The organism is Streptomyces sp. 2A115 (assembly GCF_052245575.1).
Lineage (GTDB): Bacteria > Actinomycetota > Actinomycetes > Streptomycetales > Streptomycetaceae > Streptomyces.
In genome coordinates, this window is sequence record NZ_JBQQCG010000032.1 from 74,894 (window position 1) to 94,459 (window position 19,566).

Here is a 19,566-nt window from a genome sequence, read left to right on the forward strand (position 1 = left end):
GTGAGGTCAGACGTTGCGGCGGTATTGGCCGCCGACTTCGAAGAAGGCGTCGGTGATCTGCTGGAGCGAGCAGACGCGGGCGGCGTCCATGAGTACGGCGAAGACGTTGCGGCCTTCCATCGCCGCTTCCCTGAGGGCGGCGAGGGCGGTGTGTGCCTCGTCCCGGTGGCCGGTCTGGTAGGTGCGTACGCGCTCCAGCTGGGACTGCTTCTCCTGCTCGGTGGCGCGGGCGAGTTCGATGGGGCCGGGTTCGGTGGTGTCGGCGTGGGGGTTGCGGAAGGTGTTGACGCCGATGAGGGGCAGCGTGCCGTCGTGCTTGCGCTGCTCGTAGAGCATCGACTCGTCCTGGATGCGGCCGCGCTGGTAGCCGGTCTCCATGGCGCCGAGGACTCCGCCGCGCTCGCTGATCCGCTCGAACTCCTGGAGGACGGCCTCTTCGACGAGGTCGGTGAGTTCGTCGATGATGAACGACCCCTGCAGGGGGTTCTCGTTCATCGCCAGGCCCCACTCCCGGTTGATGATCAGCTGGATGGCGAGGGCCCTGCGGACGGAGTCCTCGGTGGGGGTGGTGACGGCCTCGTCGTAGGCGTTGGTGTGCAGGCTGTTGCAGTTGTCGTAGATGGCGATGAGGGCCTGCAGGGTGGTGCGGATGTCGTTGAAGTCCATCTCCTGGGCGTGCAGGGAGCGTCCGGAGGTCTGCACGTGGTACTTCAGTTTCTGGCTGCGCTCATTCGCCCCGTAGCAGTCCCGCATCGCGACGGCCCAGATGCGGCGGGCGACCCGGCCGAGGACGGAGTACTCGGGGTCCATGCCGTTGGAGAAGAAGAACGACAGGTTGGGCGCGAAGTCGTCTATGCGCATGCCCCGGGCGAGGTAGGCCTCCACGTAGGTGAAGCCATTGGCGAGGGTGAAGGCGAGCTGGCTGATGGGGTTCGCGCCGGCCTCGGCGATGTGGTAGCCGGAGATGGACACCGAGTAGAAGTTGCGGACCTTCTGGGCGATGAACCACTCCTGGATGTCGGCCATCATCCGCAAGGAGAACTCGGTGGAGAACAGGCAGGTGTTCTGGCCCTGGTCCTCCTTGAGGATGTCGGCCTGCACCGTGCCGCGCACGTTCGCCAGCGCGTGCGCCCGCAGCTCCGCCGCCTCCTCGGGCGACGGGTCACGGCCCTCGGCGGCCCGGAACTTCTCGAGCTGCTGGTCCATCACGGTGTTGAGGAAGAACGCCAGGATCGTCGGCGCGGGCCCGTTGATCGTCATCGACACCGAGGTGGTGGGCGCGACCAGGTCGAAGCCGTCGTAGAGCGCCTTCATGTCCTCCAGGGTGGCCACCGACACGCCGGAGGTGCCGACTTTGCCGTAGATGTCGGGGCGTTCGTCCGGGTCGCGGCCGTAGAGGGTGACGGAGTCGAAGGCCGTGGACAGCCGGGTGGCGGGCTGCCCCTCGGAGAGCAGCTTGAAACGCCGGTTGGTGCGGAACGGGTCGCCCTCCCCCGCGAACATCCGCGCCGGGTCCTCGCCGTCCCGCTTGAAGGGGAACACCCCGGCGGTGAAAGGGAAGTGGCCCGGCAGATTCTCGCGGCGCCAGAACCGGACCAGCTCTCCGTGGTCGGTGAAGCGGGGCAGGGCGACACGCGGGATGCGGTTCCCGGAGAGGGACTCGCGGGTCAGCTTGGTGCGGATCTCCTTGTCCCGGACCTTCACCACCTGCTCGTCGCCGGAATAGGAGGCCACGATCGCGGGCCACTTCTCGATCTGCTCACCGACCTCGTGCGGGAGCTGCCTGCGGGCGCCGTCGAGCAACGACTCGACGTTCTGGGCGTCGGAGCCGGCCTCGGCGAGTTCGTCCCGTACGGCTTCCAGACGCTGCACCCGCCGGGCCGCCTCGGAGAGCCGGTCGGTGTCGGTGTGGTAGTCGCGGACGGTGTCGGTGATCTCGGCGAGATAGCGCACCCGGTCCGCCGGGACGACCTGGCGGATGCCGGAGGAGTGGCGTACGTCGACGGGCGCCAGCGCGCCCTCGGACAGCTGAAGCATCTGCTCGGCGAGGGACGACTTCAGGTGCTGGTAGAGGGCGGTGACACCGTCGTCGTTGAAGGTGGCCGCCGAGGTGCCGTACACCGGCATGTCCTCGGGCCGCTTGTCGAACGCCTCACGATTGCGGACCAGTTGACGGCCCACATCGCGCATGGCGTCCTTGGCGCCGCGCCGCTCGAACTTGTTGATCGCCACCACATCGGCGAAGTCGAGCATGTCGATCTTCTCGAGCTGCGAGGCGGCACCGAACTCCGGCGTCATCACATACATGGACGTGTCGACGAACGGCACGATCGCCGCGTCGCCCTGCCCGATACCCGGCGTCTCCACGATCACCAGATCGAACCCGGCGGCCTTCACGACGTCGATCACGTCGGACAGGTGCTCGGGCAGCTCGCGGCTGCCACGGGTGGCCAGGCTGCGGAAGAACACCCGGTTCCCGTCGAGGGAGTTCATCCGGATCCGGTCACCGAGCAGCGCACCACCGCCCCTGCGCCGGGTCGGGTCGACCGCGATCACCGCGATCCGCAACTTGTCCTGCTGATCCACCCGCAAACGGCGCACCAACTCGTCGGTGAGGGACGACTTGCCGGAGCCACCGGTACCGGTGATGCCCAGCACCGGCACGGGCCGGGTCGCCGCCGAGGTACGTAGCCGCTCCATGAAGTCCGGCGCCAGCTTGCCCAGTTCGGCACCGGTGATGGCGCGGGCGACGGCGAACCGATCGCCCGCGAGGACAGCGGAGGCATCCGCCGGCTTGCCGTCCCACAGGTCGAAGTCGCAGTCCTTCACCACCGAGTTGACCATCCCGGCGAGGCCCAACCGCTGACCGTCCTCCGGGGAGAAGATCGTCACGCCACTCCCCCGCAGCCGGGCGATCTCCTCGGGCACGATGACACCGCCCCCGCCGCCGACGACGCGGACGTGGTCCGCGCCCTGGGCACGCAGCGACTCGACCAGGTACTCGAAGTACTCCACGTGCCCGCCCTGGTACGACGACACAGCCACACCGTGCGCGTCCTCCTCCAGCGTCGCGTCCACGACCTCCTGCACCGACCGGTTGTGCCCCAGATGGATCACCTCGGCACCCTGGGACTGAAATATCCGCCGCATGATGTTGATCGACGCGTCATGACCGTCGAACAGGGCCGAAGCGGTGACCAGGCGAACGGGGTGCACGGGGCGATGCAGTTCAGGCATGGGGGCCTTCCCGGACAGGGCAGGGGGACGGTGACCTCAGAGATACTAGGACGTCCTAGTAAATGGCAGAAGGTGATCGTGGTGTGACATATCCCGCGTGGCGGACCCTGGCGCAGGGGCCCTGTGCGGCGTGGGGGTGTCGCCCTCCCCCAATTACCGCCGGGAGGTGCCCCCAGCCTGATCGGGTGCCCGAGGACGCGTCGCCCGACCGCGACGCTCGCCGCATCGTGCCGGAACGTCTTGCGTCGTGGGGCGGTCAAGGGCTTCCGCCAGTGCCGGGCACCCCAGGGGCTGGACGCCGGGTCGACCGCGACGATCGCCACTCCCTGTGCGGCGTCCGGGCCGAACTGCGCGTCTGTACCGGCGGTTTCCACATGCTCGACGACGCCGCCCCTACGGCGGCCTTGTCCACCGCCGCCCCCACGGTCCGCACTGCCTGGGGGCGCCGCACTCTCGGCGCCTGAGTGCAGGGCTCGCTCCGGCAGGCACCTCCCGCTTCGACCACCCTCCCGGGGAGACCGACGCGACCGCAGTCGATCTCGCGCGGCACCGAGCGGCAGTAATACTTGGCTAGCCACATGCTTACTGTTACGTTGATTATGTGTCCAGCCACCTAAATGGGTGGCGACACGAGAGGAGTCGTCATGAAAGCCATCCTGTTCGACCGTTTCGGAGGCACGGAAGTGCTGCACGAGGCGGACATCGAGGTCCCGCAGCCCGGCCCCGGGCAGATCCGCGTCCGCGTCAAGGCGGCCGGGCTGAACGCGTTGGACGGCAAGATCCGCTCCGGGGCACTGGAGGCCCTGTTCCCGACGCCGTTCCCCTCCGTCCCCGGTCACGAGCTCGCCGGCGTGGTGGACGCCCTGGGTGAGGGCGTGCAGGACGTGAAGGTGGGCGATGAGGTGGTGGGCTGGTCGGACACCGGCTCGTACGCCCAGTACGCGCTGGCCACCACCGTGGCCCTCAAGCCCGCCGGCCTCGACTGGCAGCACGCGGTCGCGCTGCCGGTGGCGAGCGAGACGGCCGAGCGGGTCCTGGACCTGCTCGGCGTCGTCGCCGGGGAGACCGTACTGATGCACGGCGCGGCCGGAGCGGTCGGCACCCTGGCGGTCCAGCTCGCCACGGCCCGCGGGGCGCGTGTCATCGGCACCGCCGGTCCCGCGAACCAGGACTACCTCACCTCGCTCGGCGCAACCTCGACCCTCTATGGCGAGGGCCTGGTCGATCGGGTCAGGGCACTCGCCCCCGACGGCGTGGACGCGGTGTTCGACCTGGCCGGGAAGGGAGCCCTGGAGGACTCCATCACCCTGCGCGGCGGCACCGAGCGCATCGTCACCATCGCCGACTTCCGCGCGCACCAGCTCGGCATCACCTTCTCCAACGGTGGCCAGGAACGCTCGGCCGCCCGCCTGGCCGCGCTGGCGCAGGACGCCGCGACCGGCAAGCTCGTCACCACCGTCAACGTCTACCCGCTCGACCAGGCCGCCACGGCCCAGCAGGTCAGCCACGCCGGGCATGTCCGGGGCAAGATCGTCCTCACCGTCGCCTGATCACGCCCGCCACTCCATCCGCCAGGCCCTCCCGCTCTCCCGATCACCACCTGATCGTCACAGCACCGAAGGCCCTCTCATCTGAACTCCCTGTGGACATCGACCACCGTCGTTGACGTCTCCCTCCCCCACCGCCTCCACGTCCTCCATGCGGGCGACGACGCCCTGCTGGTCACCCTGCGCGCGTGCGGCCGACCAACCACGCTGGTCCTCAACCCGCCGGTACCGGGGACCTGCCCACCCGCGCCAAATGCACCGACAACGGCACGGCCGACCTTGTCTCCGTGGACACCTTCGCGCTCGCCAACCCGGACCTGCCCGAGCGGCTACGCTCTGACGCGCCGCTGAACACCCCCGATCCAGCAACCTTCTACGGCGGCGGAGCGGTCGGCTAACCGACTACCCCACCTACACCGTCTGAGGAACCGAATCATGCCCGCCCCGACACCCCGCATCCCTACGACGGCCAGCGAGGGACCGATGAGCTACGCGATCTTCCAGCTCGCCCGCGCTCACCGCGCCCGCGCCGGCGCCATGCTCCGCGAGATGGACCTGCATCCCGGACAGGAACTGCTACTGATGCAACTCCTCGACCGGGACGGCCAGACCCAGTCCGAGCTGCTCGAAAGCGTCGGCCTGGACCACTCCACCGTCTCCAAGTCCCTGCGCCGCATGCAGGACGCCGGCCTGCTCATCCGTGAGCCGGCGGAACACGACCGGCGCGTCGTGGTCGTCCACCTCACCGACAAGGGCCGTGCCATGCGCGAGCCCATCGCAGCCATGTGGCGGGCCCTGGAGGAGGCCTCCGGACGGAACCTCTCGGCGCAGCAGGCAGACTCCTTCGTCCGTATCGCCTACGCCATCGCCGATGCGATCAGCAGCCGCGCTCTTCCGGAAGAAGAGTCCAAGTAACTCCCCCGTTTGCACCCCATGTTGGCGTGCCCCACGCGACAGGTGGGTGGGTATGCGGACATGGGGTGCAAATCGTTTGGGTGTGGCGGAGTCGCTGCTGACCTCCGCACGTCGGAGATAACGGGTGGTTGCAGGGCCTCAGCGTCATTCAAGCGCGAGCCGTCCCGGTGCGGGCAGGCGGAACTCATCCGGGGGAAGGGCACACCCCGTGGGGACAGCGAGCCCCTCCCCGTCGCCAGCCGGCTGCACATCGAGGACGGCCGCATCACTCGCGCCCGGGTCACCTTGACCTCGGCAAGCTCCTGCAGGCCGGCGGTGACCGGCGCAGGCGGATCCGCCCAACCACAGGCCCGCCCCTGAGCGACTCGGGCCGACGGCACCCACGTCCGCGGCCACCCTGCCCCGCCCACCCCATCCCCCACTACTGACCTGATGGAAAGTGAGACCCTCATGGCCACCACCCTCCCCGTCCTCGTCGTCGGCGCGACCGGATCCGTCGGGGGCAAGGTCGTCGACGAACTGCTCAAGCGCGGTAAGAACGTCCGCGCGCTGGTCCGGCCGACCACCGACGCGAGCAAGCTCGAAAGCCGGGGTGTCGAGATCGCCCGCGGCGACATGCTCGACCTCGACTCGCTCGTCGCCGCCATGAACGGCGCCGATGCCGTCATCACCACCGCCGCCGGCTATACCCGCGGCGGCAAGAACGCGTACGACATCGACACCGTCGGCAACGCCAACCTCGCCGAGGCCGCCCACCGCGCCGGCATCCGACGGTTCGTCCTGACCAGCATCCTCACCAGCGACCAGACGCCCCAAGTCCCGCACTTCTGGCACAAGAAGATCGCCGAGGACAAGCTCGAACAGCTCGGCGTCCTGTTCGTCGCACTGCGCCCGGGGGCGTTTTTCGACCAGATCGCGACCATGGCGGGCGACCCCGTCGACAAGGGCCGCCTGATCTGGATGGGCAAGACCACCGTCCCGCTGACCTGGGTCCGCACCGCGGATCTCGCGGCGTACCTGGCGGCCGCGGTCGACGCCGAGGCCGCCAACGGCGAGCGCATCGACATCGGCTGGGACCGTCCGGTCAGCATGCGCGAGGTAGCCGACCTCATGGGCAGCCGGGCCGGAAAGAAGATCAAGGTGTGGGGCATCCCTTCGACCGTCACCCGCGCCGCAGGAGCCGTCGTCGGCCGCTTCATGCCAGTGGTCAAGGACATGGCCGCGATGTTCGGCTGGTTCGACAAGGGCCGCTACGTCGCCGACACCCGCCGGCAGGAGCAGCTGTTCGGCCCCGTCCCCACGGCCGAAGACGCCGTCGCCCGGTTCACCGACGAGCCGAGCAAGGCACGGCACCGGTGACGGGCCCTCACCCCGGTCCCCGCTGCCCGGGCGAGGTCCCATCGATGTGTGGCGGAATCGCCATGACGGCTTCGTCAGCTCCGGTGCGTCCATGACGATGCGCGCCATCGTGCAGAGCTGTCAATGCTGGTGACGCGATTAGGCGGTCAGGCGGTCAGGCGGTCAGGCTGGAAGATTGTCCGAACCTGTTGGCACGGTGCGGTTGCGGAGCAGTTGAGCAAGTCCGTCCGGCACGAAGAAATCGACTGCCGGCGTAGCGCCGGGTTGGGCAGACCACCGCCGAGGCCGTCCGCACCCAGCTGGACGTCGTCGCTGACATGCTCGGACGGCAGTTTCCGAAGGTCAGGACGATGCTGCTGGACGCTGCGACGGACATCACCGCGTTCGCGGACTTCCCGCCGGCCCACTGGAAGAAGATCTGGTCCACCAACCCGCTGGAGCGGTTGAACCGAGAGATCAAACGCAGGGCCGACGTCGTGCAGGTCTTCCCCAACCCTGCGGCCCTGGACCGGCTCGCCGCCGCGGTCCTGGCCGAACTCCACGACGAGTGGCAGGTCTTCGACCGCCGCTACCTCTCCGAAGGCTCCATGGCCGAACTCTTCACCGCCAACCCCACCGAGGACGACCCGCAGCTTCCCCCGCCCGAACCGAACCAGCTCGGCCAGTGACTACACCACTACAGGGGACATGACCCAGGTCGAATGCGACACCGGCCTGCCTGATCCGACCAGTCCGGCGCCGGACGCGCCGCGCCGAAGCACTGCATGGCCCCGACTTGGCGAACGAGCCGCCGATCAACCAGCCGCTCGGCGTGTCGATCAACGAGATCACCCTGCGCGAGACCGGCGAGAACTACATCCTCTGAGGCCGGCACGCTACGCAAAGAAGGCTGACGCCGGAATCGGCGTCAGCCTTCTTTGCGTAGCGCACCGCAATCCGACCTCCGTCGTGGCGCTCGACTCCTCGTACACGCACAGGCCGTTCGTACTCGCCCGGGCTATCGAGCATGAACTGTTCGGACAGGAAAATATGTGGGTGATGCAAGTGTGCCCCGGCCGGATCCACCAGGTCGGGGGCACACGTGCAGGCCTGACGGACGAGGATCAGCCGTGGGTCGGGTAGTCGGTGTAACCGGAGTGGTCGCCGCCGTAGAAGGTTGCCGGGTCCGGGGTGTTGAACGGGCCGCCGGCGGCGAGCCGCTTGGGCAGGTCGGGGTTGGCCAGGAACAGCGCACCAAAGGAGATCAGATCGGCGGTGCCGTCCTCGACCAGCTGCAGCTCCTCCGGCCCTGTGGGCCGCGGGGCGGTGAAGGGGTTGAGGATGTAGGTGCCCGGGAACTGCTTGCGCAGGCGGAGGGTCAGGTCGCGGGTCTCGGGGGCTTCCATCTGGTGCAGGTAGGCCAGGCCGAGCGGGGCGAGCGCGTCGACCAGCGCGGTGTAGGTCGCGTCCACGTCGACCCGATCGGACTCGTCGATGTCGTTGAAGGGGTTTCCGGGGGAGATGCGGAAGCCGACCTTGTCCGCGCCGATGGCCTCGGCGACGGCCTTGGCGGACTCGACGGCGAAGCGGATGCGGGCCTGCGGCGAACCGCCCCAACCGTCGGTGCGCTGGTTGGAGTTCGGGGCGAGGAACTGGTGGATCAGGTAGCCGTTGGCGCCGTGCAGCTCCACGCCGTCGAAGCCGGCCTCGATCGCGTTGCGCGCGGAGGAGGCATAGTCGGCGATCGTCTCGAGGATCTCGGCCTCGGTGAGTTCCTTCGGCGCCACGAAATCCTGCGGGCCGTTCTGCGTGTAGACCTGTCCCTTGGCCGTGACGGTGGACGGGCCGACCGGCTGAAGGCCCGTCAGGCTCGGGTGGCCGACCCGGCCGGTGTGCATCAGCTGCAGGTAGATCACACCGCCCTCGGCATGCACGGCGTCAGTCACCTTGCGCCAGGCCTCGACCTGCTCGGCCGAGTGAATGCCCGGGGTGGCGGGGTAGCCCTGGCCCACCACCGACGGCTGGGTGCCCTCCGTGATGATCAGACCAGCGCTCGCCCGCTGCGCGTAGTAGGTGGCCGACAGATCGGTCACGCACTGTCCGTCATCGTATGCGCGACTGCGGGTCATCGGAGCCATCACGATGCGATTGGCAAGGGCCTTGCCGCTGAGGTCGTAGGACTGGAATGCCGTTGACATGAATCAATTTCCTTGTCTCACAGGCGGGCCACCGTTTTCCGCAGCCCATGACGTACCAGCACCGATCGCGCTGTTCACTGTCCGAACAAGTAAACAGCATGGAGCCATCCCATCACACCCGTGATCCACGTCACTTAGACCGTCTTCGCGCAGTAGGACGGGGCGAAGACGGGGCTCTTGTCACAACCGTTGAGACTCAGCAGGGCGGTAGCGTCTACTTGTTCAAGCAAGTCCCGAGACCGCCCCGCGAGGAAGAAATGACCCAGCCGGAGAGAGCGGACGCAAGTCGCTCGACCGCAGCCCATACGACGCCGTCGGCTGACGGGCCCTTGCCGCTGCCGCCTTCCGTCGCGGCCGGTCCCCTCAGTCACGCGATCTTGCGCGTGGCCCGCGTGCACCGGATGCTCGCCGGACAGCTACTGCGCCGCGTCGGCCTCCACCCCGGCCAGGAACTGGTCATGATGCAGCTATGGGACCGCGGTCCGCAGCGCCAGACCGACCTCGTCCGCCTGCTCGGCTCCGACGCCGCCACCATGACCCGCACCGTTCAACGCCTGGAGAACGCGGGCTTCGTACGTCGCCGCCCCTCCCCCAGCGACAAGCGGGCCACCATCGTGGAACCCACGGCCGCCAGCAACGCTCTGCGGCAAGAGGTGGAGCGCACGTGGCTCGATCTCGAGGCCAGCACCGTCAACGACCTGACCCCCAAGGAGCAGGCCGAGGCTCTCGAGACCCTGGGCCGGATCGAGGACAGCCTCGCGCGGGCCGCGGCACAACTCGACTGAGGGACCGCACGACGGATCCGGAGCCGCCATGCGGATCGGGGTTCAGCCCGCTGCCTCGGCCCAGGGCCTCGGGCACAGCCGGGGCAGAAAGAGGGCCAGGATCAGTCCGACGACCACGGCGGCTTTGACGGTCACCGTGTGGAGTCGGAGGGGACAGACGACAGTGCTGCGGCCCAGGCCACTAGCGGCCCCACCCCAGCCTCACCAGCAGGAGGGGCTCCGGCTCGACGTCCACGACAATGCCAGAGCGCCTTCGCGGCCAAGTAGCACTGCGATCGGCCAACTGTCGCTGCGACCACAAGAGCCGGGTTACCGGCCCTACCGACGCGACCGAAGGTCCGCGCAGCCACTCAGGCGGAATCCTCGTCCAGCTTCGCCACCACTCGGTCGGAGATGTCGGCCAGCGTCCGCAGCTCCGACGGGGTCACATGGTCCAGGAACAGCTCCCGCACCGCCTCCACATGCAGCGGAGCCGCCGCCTCGATCGCCGCACGCCCCACGTCCGTGATCACCACGAACGCTCCCCGAGCGTCCTCGGGGCACTCCTCACGGATCACCAGCCCCCGTCCGGCCATCCGCGCGATGTGGTGGGACATCCGGCTCTTCTCCCACTCGACCGCCCGGGCCAGATCCTGGTAACGCCGCCGACCGTCCGGCACATCCGTCAGATTGACCAGCACGGCGAAATCCGCGGCCGACAGTTTCGACTCGCTCTGCAACATGCGCGAGAGGCGGCCCCCCAGCCGCTCATGCAACCGCACAAAGCTCCGCCAGGCGTGCTGCTCCTCTGCCGTCAGCCACCGCACGTCTTCATCCATACAAGCGAGTGTATAGGGTTGATGGGTCACCCAGTTGGACGAAGGTCGACTCATCAGCCCCAACATCTCCCGCGGTCAGGACGAGTACCGCGGTGCCCACTGCACCCCGGGATCGCCGTGCGCACCTCGGCCTCCGTGGCCTGGCACCACCTGCGCCACACCCCCGACGTGTCGGTCGACAAGCTCCGGTCGATGGCACGCCTGATCTCCGCATCCCGTACCCGATGAACTGAGAGTGGGAAGACATGGCAACCACCGTGGCGCGCTCCGCCGCCGACGGGCCAGCGCGCTGGGGCGTCCTCCACGACGACAAGATCACCCCGGCTCCCGGCGAGTTCGGGACGACGGGCGAGCTCGTCGAGGGTACGACCACCGCCGAACCAGGCCGACCGGATCTGCGACCGGCGACGTCGTCGAGGCAAGCATCGCCAGCCGTGACGGCCGCGTCGACCTCGGCGTGCAGCGCAACCGCGTCGTCGAGGGAGGCCGGGCATGAGCGCGCGACCGCAGGGTGTGGCGACCCTGGCCGACGTGGAGGCGATCGAGGCGCGAGGCTGGCCGCAGGACGTGCCGGCCAGCACGTACGAGATGATCCGGCGCACCGCCGACCGGACCCCCTCGGCGCCGGCCCTCAGCTTCTTCCTCACCGCCGACCGGCACCGGACGCCCGAGACCTGGACGTATCAACAACTGCTCGGCGAGATCACCCGCGCCGCCAACGCCTTCCACTCCCTCGGCGTCGGCGAGGACACCGTCATCGCCTACATCCTGCCCAACCTTCCCGAGACGCACTTCGTCATCTGGGGCGGCCAGGCGGCCGGCATCGTGTTCGCCGTCAACGCGTTCCTGGAGCCCGAGGCCATCGCCGACCTCCTCCGGGCGGCGGGCGCCGCGATCGTGGTCACGCTGGCGCCGTTCCCGGGAACCGACACCTGGGAGAAGGTCGCCCGGGCCGTCGAGAGCGTCGATTCCGTGGGGCATGGCGTCCTGGTCGACCTGGTCGAGCATGTGCCCGGACCGGCGTCGGCACCCCTGGAGGACGCCCGGCAGTTGCCTTCCGATATCGCCGTACACGACTTCACCGCACTGCGGGCGAGACAACCGGATGACCACCTGGTCAGCGGCCGGGTCATCGCCCCGGACGACTTCTCGTCGTACTTCGGCACCGGCGGGACCACCGGCCTGCCGAAGATCGCGATGCGCACCCACCGCAACGAGGTATCCGACGCCCTCAGCACGTCATACCTGCTCTCCGGCCTCGTCGGCGAAGGCAAGAACATCTTCTGCGGCCTGCCGATGTTCCATGTCAACGCCGTCCTCATGACCGGTCTCGTGCCCTTCTCGCAGGGCGCGCACGTCGTCCTCGGAACTCCACACGGCTACCGGGCCGACGGGCTCTTCGCGGCCTTCTGGGACATCGTCCAGCACCACCGGATCCACTTCTTCTCCGGCGTCCCGACCATCTACGCCGCCCTGTTGGAGCACCGGACGGACGGGTACGACCTCGGCTCGCTGGAGTACGGCATCTGCGGGGCGGCCCCGCTCCCCGTGGAGTTGATGCGCCGGTTCGAGAGCTCCACGGGCGTGAAGATTCTCGAGGGTTACGGACTGACCGAGGGGACCTGTGTGTCCTCGGTCAACCCGCCGCTCGGGGAACGGCGCACGGGCTCGATCGGTCTGCGGATCCCGTTCCAGAGGATGAAGGCCGTCGTGCTCGACGACGCCGGAGTGTATGTGCGCGACTGCGCGGCCGAGGAGACCGGGGCGCTGGTGATCAGCGGGCCCAACGTGTTCGCCGGGTACCGGGTGGCCGCGCAGAACGCGAACCTGTGGGTCGACACGGGCGCCGGTGAGCGGTGGCTCAACACGGGCGACCTCGGACGCCAGGACGCCGACGGCTACTTCTGGCTGACCGGGCGGAAGAAAGAACTCATCATCCGCGGCGGCCACAACATCGACCCCCTCGGTGATCGAGACGCCGCTGTACGCCCACCCGGACGTGCAGTACGCGGCGGCCGTCGGCCGGCCGGATCCTCGGGTGGGCGAACTGCCGGTGGTCTACGTCCAGCTCAAGGACGGCGCCACGGCGGGCGAGAAGGACCTGCTGGCCTATCTGGACGAGCGCATCGCGGAGCGCGCCGCCCGGCCCAAGGCCCTGCACATCATCGACAGCATGCCGATGACCGCGGTCGGCAAGCTGTTCAAGCCCGCCCTCGTCCGCCGCGAGACCGAGGCGGCCCTCACCGCCGCACTGCGCGACGCGGGGTTCGCGGACGCCGTCGTACGCAGGCACCCGGATCCGCACCTGCCGCAGAACGTGATCGCGACCCTGCCCGCCGGTGCGGACGTCGACGCCGCGGCCAAGGTGCTCGGGGCGTTCGCCTTCCCGTTCACCATCACGACCGACTGACCAGCACACGATCGGACACCAGGCCCATCTGCTGTGCCTGCCCGGCTGGTACGAGCGTGCTCGTGAGCAGCATGTACGAGGCGTTGAGGCGGCCCACGAACTTCGTGTCGTGGGTCAGGACGCACAGCACGGTCCGATCGTCGATCCATGGGCCTCGGCCTCCTGCCGAGGTGGCGGTGCGGCCAGTCGACGACGACCTCGTCCGCCGAGGGGAACCGGCTGTGCGTGGCGAGGACCGGTCGGGCGTCGCAGACCGTGACGTGGTGGCCCAGGATCGACCGTACCTTCGCGACGGCGGCGGTGAAGTCGATCGCGCCGAACACCGGCATCCGCGTCGGCGGAGCGAAACACCGGACGAAGACCTTCGTCCCCTCGCCACGCCACTCCCCCTCGGGTCCGTACGCCGAAGTCCCGCTGTGACCCGAACCCAGCATGCCCAGGGATCGGCGCCGACCACCTCATTGAGCCGGGCGCCCAGGTCGTGAAAGGTCTGCCGGTCCACCCGCTCGACGTACACGTCGAGGATGCCTCCGCAGGTCAGGCCGACCGACACGGACTGACACCACCATTTAGTTGACGCATCAATTAGAGCGGGGCATTATTGATACGTCAACCATTCCCGCGAAATCGCCCGCAGGTGCAGCACCTACTCACGAAGGAACCAGCCATGTCTGATCTCGTCTTCGGTCTGGACACGTTCGGCGATGTGCCGGAGGACGACTCCGGCACCCCGGTGTCCGACGCACGGGCCATCCGGCAGGTCGTGGACGAGGCCGTTCTCGCGGAGGAGACCGGCGTCGATGTCCTCGCCCTCGGCGAGCACCACCGCCCCGAGTTCGCGATCTCGACTCCGGAGACCGTCCTCGCCGGCATCGCCACCCGTACCAGCCGTATCCGTCTCTCCTCCGGCGTGACGGTGCTGAGCTCCGACGATCCGGTCCGGGTCTTCCAGCGCTTCTCGACCGTGGACGCCCTCTCGAACGGCCGGGCCGAGGTCATCCTCGGACGGGGTTCCTTCACCGAGTCGTTCCCCCTCTTCGGCTACGACCTGAGCGACTACGACGTGCTGTTCGAGGAGAAGATCGAGCTCTTCGCCAAGCTGCTGGAGGAGAAGCCGGTCACCTGGAGCGGCACCAAGCGACCCGCGCTCGATCACGCCGACGTCTTCCCCAAGACCGAGTCCGGGCACCTGACCACCTGGGTCGGTGTCGGCGGCTCGCCCCAGTCGGTCATCCGCACCGCCAACTACGGCTTCCCGCTCATGATCGCCATCATCGGCGGCAGCCCGGAACGCTTCGCGCCCTACATCGACCTCTACCAGCGCGCCACCGACAAGTTCGGCACGACGGCCCACCCGGTGGGCATGCACTCACCGGGCTTCATCGCCGACACGGACGAGGAGGCCCGGGAGCTGCACTGGCCGCACTACAAGGTCATCCGCGACCGCATCGGCGCGCTGCGCGGCTGGCCGCCGGTCCGCAAGGAGGAGTACGCGGCCGAGATCGAGCACGGCTCCCTCTACATAGGCTCCCCCGAGACGGTGGCCCGCAAGATCGCCCGCGCCGTCAAGGCCCTCGACGTCGGCCGATTCGACCTCATCTACACCACCGGAGCCCAGCCGATCAGCGCCCGGCTGCGCGCCGTCGAGCTGTACGGCACGAAGGTCCTCCCGATGGTCCGCGACCTCCTCGCCGACTGACACCCCGAACGGAGCAGACATGGCCACCACCGACATAGGAACCGTCGGCATCCTGGGCGCGGGCAAAGTCGGCACCGTGCTCGCGCGGCTGGCCCGCGCGGCCGGCTACCGCGTGCTCGTCGCAGGATCCGGCGACCCCGCCAAGATCGCCCTCACCGTCGAGGTCCTCACCCCCGGCGCGGTCCCGGTCACCGCGGCCCAGGCGGCGGCGAAGGCGGACGTCGTCGTCCTGGCCCTCCCCCTCGGCAAGTACCGCACCATTCCCGCCGAAGCCCTGGAGGGCAAGCTCGTCATCGACGCGATGAACTACTGGTGGGAGGTCGACGGCCCCCGCGCGGACCTCACCGACCCGCTCACCTCGTCGAGCGAGGTCGTGCAGGAGTTCCTGTCCGGCGCGCGCGTGGTCAAAGCCTTCAACCACATGGGCTACCACGACCTTGAGGACGGGGCCCGGACCGCCGGATTCCCTGGCCGGAAGGCCATCGCCATCGCCGGTGACGACCCCGAGGACCTCATCACCGCCTCGCGCCTCGTCGACGACCTCGGCTTCGACCCCGTCGTCGCGGGCCCGCTGGCCTCGGGGGTACGGCTGGAGCCGGGCACGGAGCCGTTCGGCGCCAACGTCGACGCCGAGGAACTGCGCGCGATGCTCCAGCGCTTCCCGGAGTCGGAGCGCGGACGGACCGTCGCCGCCGCGCGGGCCGCCCTTTCGGAACCGGCGCCCGAGCCCTCGTAGGCATCGTTCGTGCCCACCCCGACGCATTTACTTGATGCGCCATCTATGTGGACCGCCCCTGCGGGACCACACCACCCGATCACACGAGGTACCTGTGAACGTCGCTCTGTGGGCTGTCGCGGCCCTGCTCGCTCTGGTGTTCCTCGGGGCCGGCGCTGCCAAGCTCGCCCAGCCCAAGGAGAAGCTCATCGCATCTCCCTCCATGGGCTGGGCCGAGGACTTTCCCCCGGCGATGATCAAGGCGATCGGCATCCTGGAGGTTCTCGCCGCGCTCGGGCTGATCCTGCCCGCGGCGGTGGACATCGCCCCGGACCTCGTTCCGCTGGCTGCCTCCGGCCTGGCGCTGACCATGTTCGGCGCCGCCATGACGCACAGTCGGCGCGGTGAGGCCCAGTCGGTCGTCGTGAACGTGGTCCTGCTGGCCCTGACCGTCTTCGTGGCCTGGGGCCGGTTCGGTCCGCACGCCTTCTGACAGCGACAGACAGAGAAGAGGGGAAGCACACATGCCCGCGATCACCGTGGCCGACGTCCTGGTCCTGCCGCGCCTGCCGGAGCTGGACCCGACCGGCACCGCCTTCCGGCCCGTCCGCCGCCTGACGCGACCGCCCAGCAGGGCTTCGAGGGCGAGGGCTTCCCGGTCCGCCGCGCCTTCGCCGGAGTACTGCCGACCGAGCTCGACCCGTTCATACACATGGACCACATCGGCGAGGTCGAGCAGGCCCCGGGCGAACCCATGGGCACCCCCTGGCATCCGCACCGCGGCTTCGAGACCGTCATCTACCTCATCGACGGCGCCGTGGAACACAAGGACTCCAACGGCGGCGGCGGCCTCATCACCGACGGCGACACCCAGTGGATGACCGCAGGCTCCGGAATCCTGCACATCGAGCAGCCTCCGGAGCAGCTGGTCCAAAGCGGCGGGGTGGCCCACGGTGTGCAGCTGTGGGTCAACCTGCCCCGCGCCAAGAAGATGAGCCCCCCGCGCTACCAGGACATCCGCGGCAAGTACACCGGACTCGCACCCCCGACGGCGGCGCCCTGATCCGCGTGATCGCCGGCGACATCGCCGGACACACCGGTCCGGGCGTGACCCACACTCCGATCACCGTCGCCCATCTCACCATCGAGCCGGGCGCCCAGGTCGACCTGCCGTGGAACCCCTCCTACAACGCGCTGGTCTACGCCCTGGCGGGCCACGGCACGGTCGGCGCCGAAGCCCGCCCCATCCAGGAGGGCCGGCTCGCCGTCCTCGGCTCGGGTGACGCGCTGCGCCTGACGGCCGACCGCGCCCAGGAGTCCCGCTTCCCCAAGCTGGAGCTCTTCGTGCTGGGCGGCCGCCCGATCCGCGAACCCGTCTTCCAGTACGGCCCGTTCGTGATGAACACCCGCGAAGAGGTGCAGCAGGCCTTCGAGGACTACCAGGCGGGGCGCTTGGGCGTCATCCCCGCCCAGCACCTCCCCCACACGTCCTGAACCTTCGCGTCGAGACTGCGCAGAGGCATCGGATCTCCAACCCTTCGGATCGTGGCGCGTGACGGCGCGGGCAAGCATGGTGATGTTCTGCGGGCAGATATCGCGAGCTTGGACCGCTCATGGGAGACGGGCAGCGGGCAGAGCGCCGAGGCGGTGAACACGTGGTGAACACAGGTACGCCTCGCACGCGGTCGACGCGCCTGACGGAGTAAAGAACACGTAGATGCTGCGCGGCTCGTGGCGACAAGGCCGCCTGCCGGGTCGTGTCGCCTCCGATCCGTGCCGGTGCTAGGCCCTCGGCGAGGTCTTCGGCGAGCAACCGCTTGGCGATCGGGTCGAGGGCCGCGCGCCGTTCCGGGGTGGCGGGGCGGCCCTGGTCTCGTTCGAGGTGGTCCGCGAGCCAGTTCTCCCAGCCCTGCGGGATGGCATGAGCCTGCTCGTCCCCCTGCGCGGTGAGCGAGTAGAAGTTCCCTTGCCCCGCTGACGTCACCTCTGCGGATCGCCGCGTCGAAGGTCGGCTGCAGGACCCGTTCGGGCATGTGATGGCGGGAGGCGATCTGGCTGAGCTTGGCGTAGCCCAGCAACCTCGTCCAGAGGGCGACCTGCATGACGGTCCACGCACGCCCCGGGTCGAGCCGGGAGCCGGTCAGGGCGAGTGCGTCCACCTACGCCCACTCCATGGGCAGGATGTTCCTGTGGACGGTGCCCGTGACCCTCCTAGGGTTCGTCGTGGCGCTCTTCCTGCGCCAGGTCACCCTGCGCGACAGTGCCCGGATGGCCTCCACCGACCTCGACGGCGCCTTCGGGGCCCCGGTCGACGGCGTCCGCGTTCCCCTGGAGCGGCAGATCTCCGCCCTGCTGCGAAATGCGGGCCGCATGCCGTACGCGGGTGTTCTGCACGACGGCCGCCAGAATCTGCGTGCTCAGGCCAAGACCGGCACCAGCCCCTCCTGCCCGCGGATGAAGTTACGGTCGAATCCTGCTCGGGGGTGCTGAGCCTCCTGATTGCCTGTGGAGAACAGCAGGGTCCAGGCGGCGATCAGTCAGCCCAGCTGCGCCTCAAGCCACTGCAGGATCTCGGGGGTCACGGGGTCGGTGATGTCGGTGAACTCGTCATGCTTCTTCAGGAACTTGGCCACGTACGGGCAGACAGGCACGATCCGCTTCCCGGCGGCGCGCGTGTCGGTGAGCGCCTGCCGCACCAGCTGTGCGGCCAGGCCCTGTCCGGCGTAGGCGTCGTCGACCTCCGTGTGGAAGAACACGCGCTGCTCAGCGTGGTCGCGGTACTCGGTCAGGCCGGCGCGCTTGCCGTCGACCACGATCTCGTACCGATGGTGTGCGTCCACCCGCTCGACGACGGGGGTGGCAGGAGGCTGGCTCATGGTGGTGCCTTTCTGAGAGAGGTCAGCGACGCGGAGGGTTGCGGCGCGGCCTGATGGTGGCGTTGGGCAGGGCGGGCGCGGGAAGTCGGCCCCCGGGAAATCCCTCCATGGCGCCGAAGCGGTCGGAGGAGGCCTCCCAGTCCTCGCGGGCCTTGACGATGTCCTCGTGGCTGCGGCCGATGAAGTTCCACCACATGACGATCTCCTCCTCGAACGGGGTGCCGCCGAGCAGAATCGTCCGCGCCGGGCCGTCCGATTCATTCGTGAGCGTCAAGGTGCCGGCACCGGGCGGGACGTAGCCCAGCTCTGCCCGGTGCAGCAGGGTGTCGTCCACGCGGACGTCCCCGCTGTCCACGAGAACGCCGTGCTCGAAGTCGGTGTCCACGGGGAGGGCGACCGTCATACGCGGTTCGAGGACGATCTCGGCGCCGAGCAGCGGCGTGAACGTCCGCACCGGCGAGATCCCACCGGCGAGCGAGCCGAGGAAGACCCTGATCTCGGCCCCCTTCATTCGCACGGGCTCGGGCACATGGTGCTGGAAGTCCCGTTCGGCGTTCCGGTGCTCCTCCGGCAGCGCCACCCACAGCTGGACGCCGTGGACGACGGTCGTGCGCGGGGTGGAGAGCTCAGAGTGGGCGATGCCGTACCCGCCCGTCATGAGGTTGATCTCCCCGGGCCGCACCAAGGCGTGGGTGCCGAGCGTGTCGCGGTGCTCGACCTCCCCGCTGAACAGCCAGGTCACCGTCTGCAGGCCGGTGTGCGGATGCGGGGGCAGCGCCATGCCGCCCCTGTCGGTCACCTCGTCGGGACCGTAGTGGTCGGCGAAGCACCAGGCACCGATCAGCGTCCGGTCCCGCTGCGGCAGCGTCCGCCGCACCGTCATCGAGCGCGGTCCGCCCAAGGGCACCTCCCGTGCGGGGAGCACGTCGACCCGGGGCGCCCCGGCCGGCCGTGCGTCGTCGACTGGCGCCCCGCATCTCATGACTGCCGGCTCAGCTTCTACATTGCTCACCGAGACCACCTCTCAT

The 19,566-nt window shown here is 69.1% G+C and carries 16 protein-coding genes and 3 pseudogenes; 14 read left to right on the forward strand and 5 right to left on the reverse strand.

Annotation, left to right across the window (positions count from 1 at the left end; all coding sequences use genetic code 11):
• Positions 1-6: 6 nt before the first annotated feature.
• Positions 7-3,237 carry a fused isobutyryl-CoA mutase/GTPase IcmF gene (gene icmF / locus ACTWQR_RS26490; protein WP_443229671.1) on the reverse strand — a complete coding sequence of 1,077 codons (3,231 nt, stop codon included), beginning with the start codon at positions 3,235-3,237 and terminating at the stop codon, positions 7-9.
• Between the two features lie 185 nt (positions 3,238-3,422).
• Here icmF and ACTWQR_RS26495 point away from each other — a divergent pair, with 185 nt between their 5' ends.
• The 6 genes and pseudogenes from ACTWQR_RS26495 to ACTWQR_RS26520 all read left to right on the forward strand — a co-directional run.
• Positions 3,423-3,701, forward strand: a complete 279-nt coding sequence (locus ACTWQR_RS26495) for a hypothetical protein (protein WP_443229672.1) — start codon at positions 3,423-3,425, stop codon at positions 3,699-3,701.
• Between the two features lie 180 nt (positions 3,702-3,881).
• A complete protein-coding gene (locus tag ACTWQR_RS26500; RefSeq protein ID WP_443229673.1) occupies positions 3,882-4,787 on the forward strand; it encodes an NADP-dependent oxidoreductase in 906 nt (301 codons plus the stop codon).
• 185 nt (positions 4,788-4,972) lie between these two features.
• Positions 4,973-5,182: a hypothetical protein gene (locus tag ACTWQR_RS26505; protein WP_443229674.1), complete on the forward strand. Its 210-nt coding sequence runs from the start codon at positions 4,973-4,975 to the stop codon at positions 5,180-5,182.
• Between the two features lie 37 nt (positions 5,183-5,219).
• Positions 5,220-5,699, forward strand: coding sequence for a MarR family winged helix-turn-helix transcriptional regulator (locus ACTWQR_RS26510; protein WP_443229675.1), 480 nt, complete (start codon positions 5,220-5,222; stop codon positions 5,697-5,699).
• A 450-nt stretch (positions 5,700-6,149) separates the two neighbouring features.
• Positions 6,150-7,058 carry an SDR family oxidoreductase gene (locus tag ACTWQR_RS26515; protein ID WP_443229676.1) on the forward strand — a complete coding sequence of 303 codons (909 nt, stop codon included), beginning with the start codon at positions 6,150-6,152 and terminating at the stop codon, positions 7,056-7,058.
• 269 nt (positions 7,059-7,327) lie between these two features.
• Positions 7,328-7,726, forward strand: a pseudogene (locus ACTWQR_RS26520) (transposase); the annotation flags it as partial.
• Between the two features lie 435 nt (positions 7,727-8,161).
• On the opposite strand, the gene ACTWQR_RS26525 reads toward ACTWQR_RS26520, so the two are convergent.
• Positions 8,162-9,235, reverse strand: a complete 1,074-nt coding sequence (locus ACTWQR_RS26525; RefSeq protein WP_443229677.1) for an alkene reductase — start codon at positions 9,233-9,235, stop codon at positions 8,162-8,164.
• 257 nt (positions 9,236-9,492) lie between these two features.
• Here ACTWQR_RS26525 and ACTWQR_RS26530 point away from each other — a divergent pair, with 257 nt between their 5' ends.
• Positions 9,493-10,020 carry a MarR family winged helix-turn-helix transcriptional regulator gene (locus tag ACTWQR_RS26530; protein WP_443229678.1) on the forward strand — a complete coding sequence of 176 codons (528 nt, stop codon included), beginning with the start codon at positions 9,493-9,495 and terminating at the stop codon, positions 10,018-10,020.
• Positions 10,021-10,370: 350 nt separating this feature from the next.
• On the opposite strand, the gene ACTWQR_RS26535 is transcribed toward ACTWQR_RS26530, so the two are convergent.
• Positions 10,371-10,838, reverse strand: coding sequence for a MarR family winged helix-turn-helix transcriptional regulator (locus ACTWQR_RS26535; protein ID WP_443229679.1), 468 nt, complete (start codon positions 10,836-10,838; stop codon positions 10,371-10,373).
• 492 nt (positions 10,839-11,330) lie between these two features.
• Between ACTWQR_RS26535 and ACTWQR_RS26540 the strand changes: the two are divergent.
• The 7 genes and pseudogenes from ACTWQR_RS26540 to ACTWQR_RS26570 all read left to right on the forward strand — a co-directional run.
• A pseudogene (locus ACTWQR_RS26540) lies at positions 11,331-12,791 on the forward strand (acyl-CoA synthetase); the annotation flags it as partial.
• Between the two features lie 46 nt (positions 12,792-12,837).
• Entirely contained in the window at positions 12,838-13,248 is a 411-nt protein-coding gene (locus tag ACTWQR_RS26545; protein ID WP_443229704.1) for an AMP-binding enzyme, read from the forward strand.
• Between the two features lie 667 nt (positions 13,249-13,915).
• On the forward strand, positions 13,916-14,947 hold the full coding sequence (locus ACTWQR_RS26550) for an LLM class flavin-dependent oxidoreductase (RefSeq protein ID WP_443229680.1): 1,032 nt from the start codon (positions 13,916-13,918) through the stop codon (positions 14,945-14,947).
• A gap of 19 nt (positions 14,948-14,966) precedes the next feature.
• Entirely contained in the window at positions 14,967-15,683 is a 717-nt protein-coding gene (locus ACTWQR_RS26555) for an NADPH-dependent F420 reductase (protein ID WP_443229681.1), read from the forward strand.
• A gap of 94 nt (positions 15,684-15,777) precedes the next feature.
• The gene (locus tag ACTWQR_RS26560; protein WP_443229682.1) at positions 15,778-16,155 is read left to right on the forward strand and encodes a DoxX family protein; all 378 of its coding nucleotides are present in this window, start codon (positions 15,778-15,780) and stop codon (positions 16,153-16,155) included.
• Between the two features lie 31 nt (positions 16,156-16,186).
• A pseudogene (locus tag ACTWQR_RS26565) lies at positions 16,187-17,156 on the forward strand (pirin family protein).
• A 606-nt stretch (positions 17,157-17,762) separates the two neighbouring features.
• On the forward strand, positions 17,763-18,152 hold the full coding sequence (locus ACTWQR_RS26570) for a hypothetical protein (protein WP_443229683.1): 390 nt from the start codon (positions 17,763-17,765) through the stop codon (positions 18,150-18,152).
• Between the two features lie 47 nt (positions 18,153-18,199).
• On the opposite strand, the gene ACTWQR_RS26575 is transcribed toward ACTWQR_RS26570, so the two are convergent.
• Positions 18,200-18,538: a GNAT family N-acetyltransferase gene (locus tag ACTWQR_RS26575; RefSeq protein ID WP_443229684.1), complete on the reverse strand. Its 339-nt coding sequence runs from the start codon at positions 18,536-18,538 to the stop codon at positions 18,200-18,202.
• A 22-nt stretch (positions 18,539-18,560) separates the two neighbouring features.
• Entirely contained in the window at positions 18,561-19,550 is a 990-nt protein-coding gene (locus tag ACTWQR_RS26580) for a pirin family protein (RefSeq protein WP_443229685.1), read from the reverse strand.
• Positions 19,551-19,566: the final 16 nt, after the last annotated feature.

Bases quoted from the DNA above. Each gene is read 5' to 3' on its own strand.
- icmF (WP_443229671.1), bottom strand. From the start codon at position 3,237: ATGCCTGAACTGCATCGCCCCGTGCACCCCGTTCGCCTGGTCACCGCT.
- ACTWQR_RS26500 (WP_443229673.1), top strand. From the start codon at position 3,882: ATGAAAGCCATCCTGTTCGACCGTTTCGGAGGCACGGAAGTGCTGCAC.
- ACTWQR_RS26510 (WP_443229675.1), top strand. From the start codon at position 5,220: ATGCCCGCCCCGACACCCCGCATCCCTACGACGGCCAGCGAGGGACCG.
- ACTWQR_RS26515 (WP_443229676.1), top strand. From the start codon at position 6,150: ATGGCCACCACCCTCCCCGTCCTCGTCGTCGGCGCGACCGGATCCGTC.
- ACTWQR_RS26525 (WP_443229677.1), bottom strand. From the start codon at position 9,235: ATGTCAACGGCATTCCAGTCCTACGACCTCAGCGGCAAGGCCCTTGCC.
- ACTWQR_RS26530 (WP_443229678.1), top strand. From the start codon at position 9,493: ATGACCCAGCCGGAGAGAGCGGACGCAAGTCGCTCGACCGCAGCCCAT.
- ACTWQR_RS26535 (WP_443229679.1), bottom strand. From the start codon at position 10,838: ATGGATGAAGACGTGCGGTGGCTGACGGCAGAGGAGCAGCACGCCTGG.
- ACTWQR_RS26550 (WP_443229680.1), top strand. From the start codon at position 13,916: ATGTCTGATCTCGTCTTCGGTCTGGACACGTTCGGCGATGTGCCGGAG.
- ACTWQR_RS26555 (WP_443229681.1), top strand. From the start codon at position 14,967: ATGGCCACCACCGACATAGGAACCGTCGGCATCCTGGGCGCGGGCAAA.
- ACTWQR_RS26570 (WP_443229683.1), top strand. From the start codon at position 17,763: ATGACGGTCCACGCACGCCCCGGGTCGAGCCGGGAGCCGGTCAGGGCG.
- ACTWQR_RS26575 (WP_443229684.1), bottom strand. From the start codon at position 18,538: ATGAGCCAGCCTCCTGCCACCCCCGTCGTCGAGCGGGTGGACGCACAC.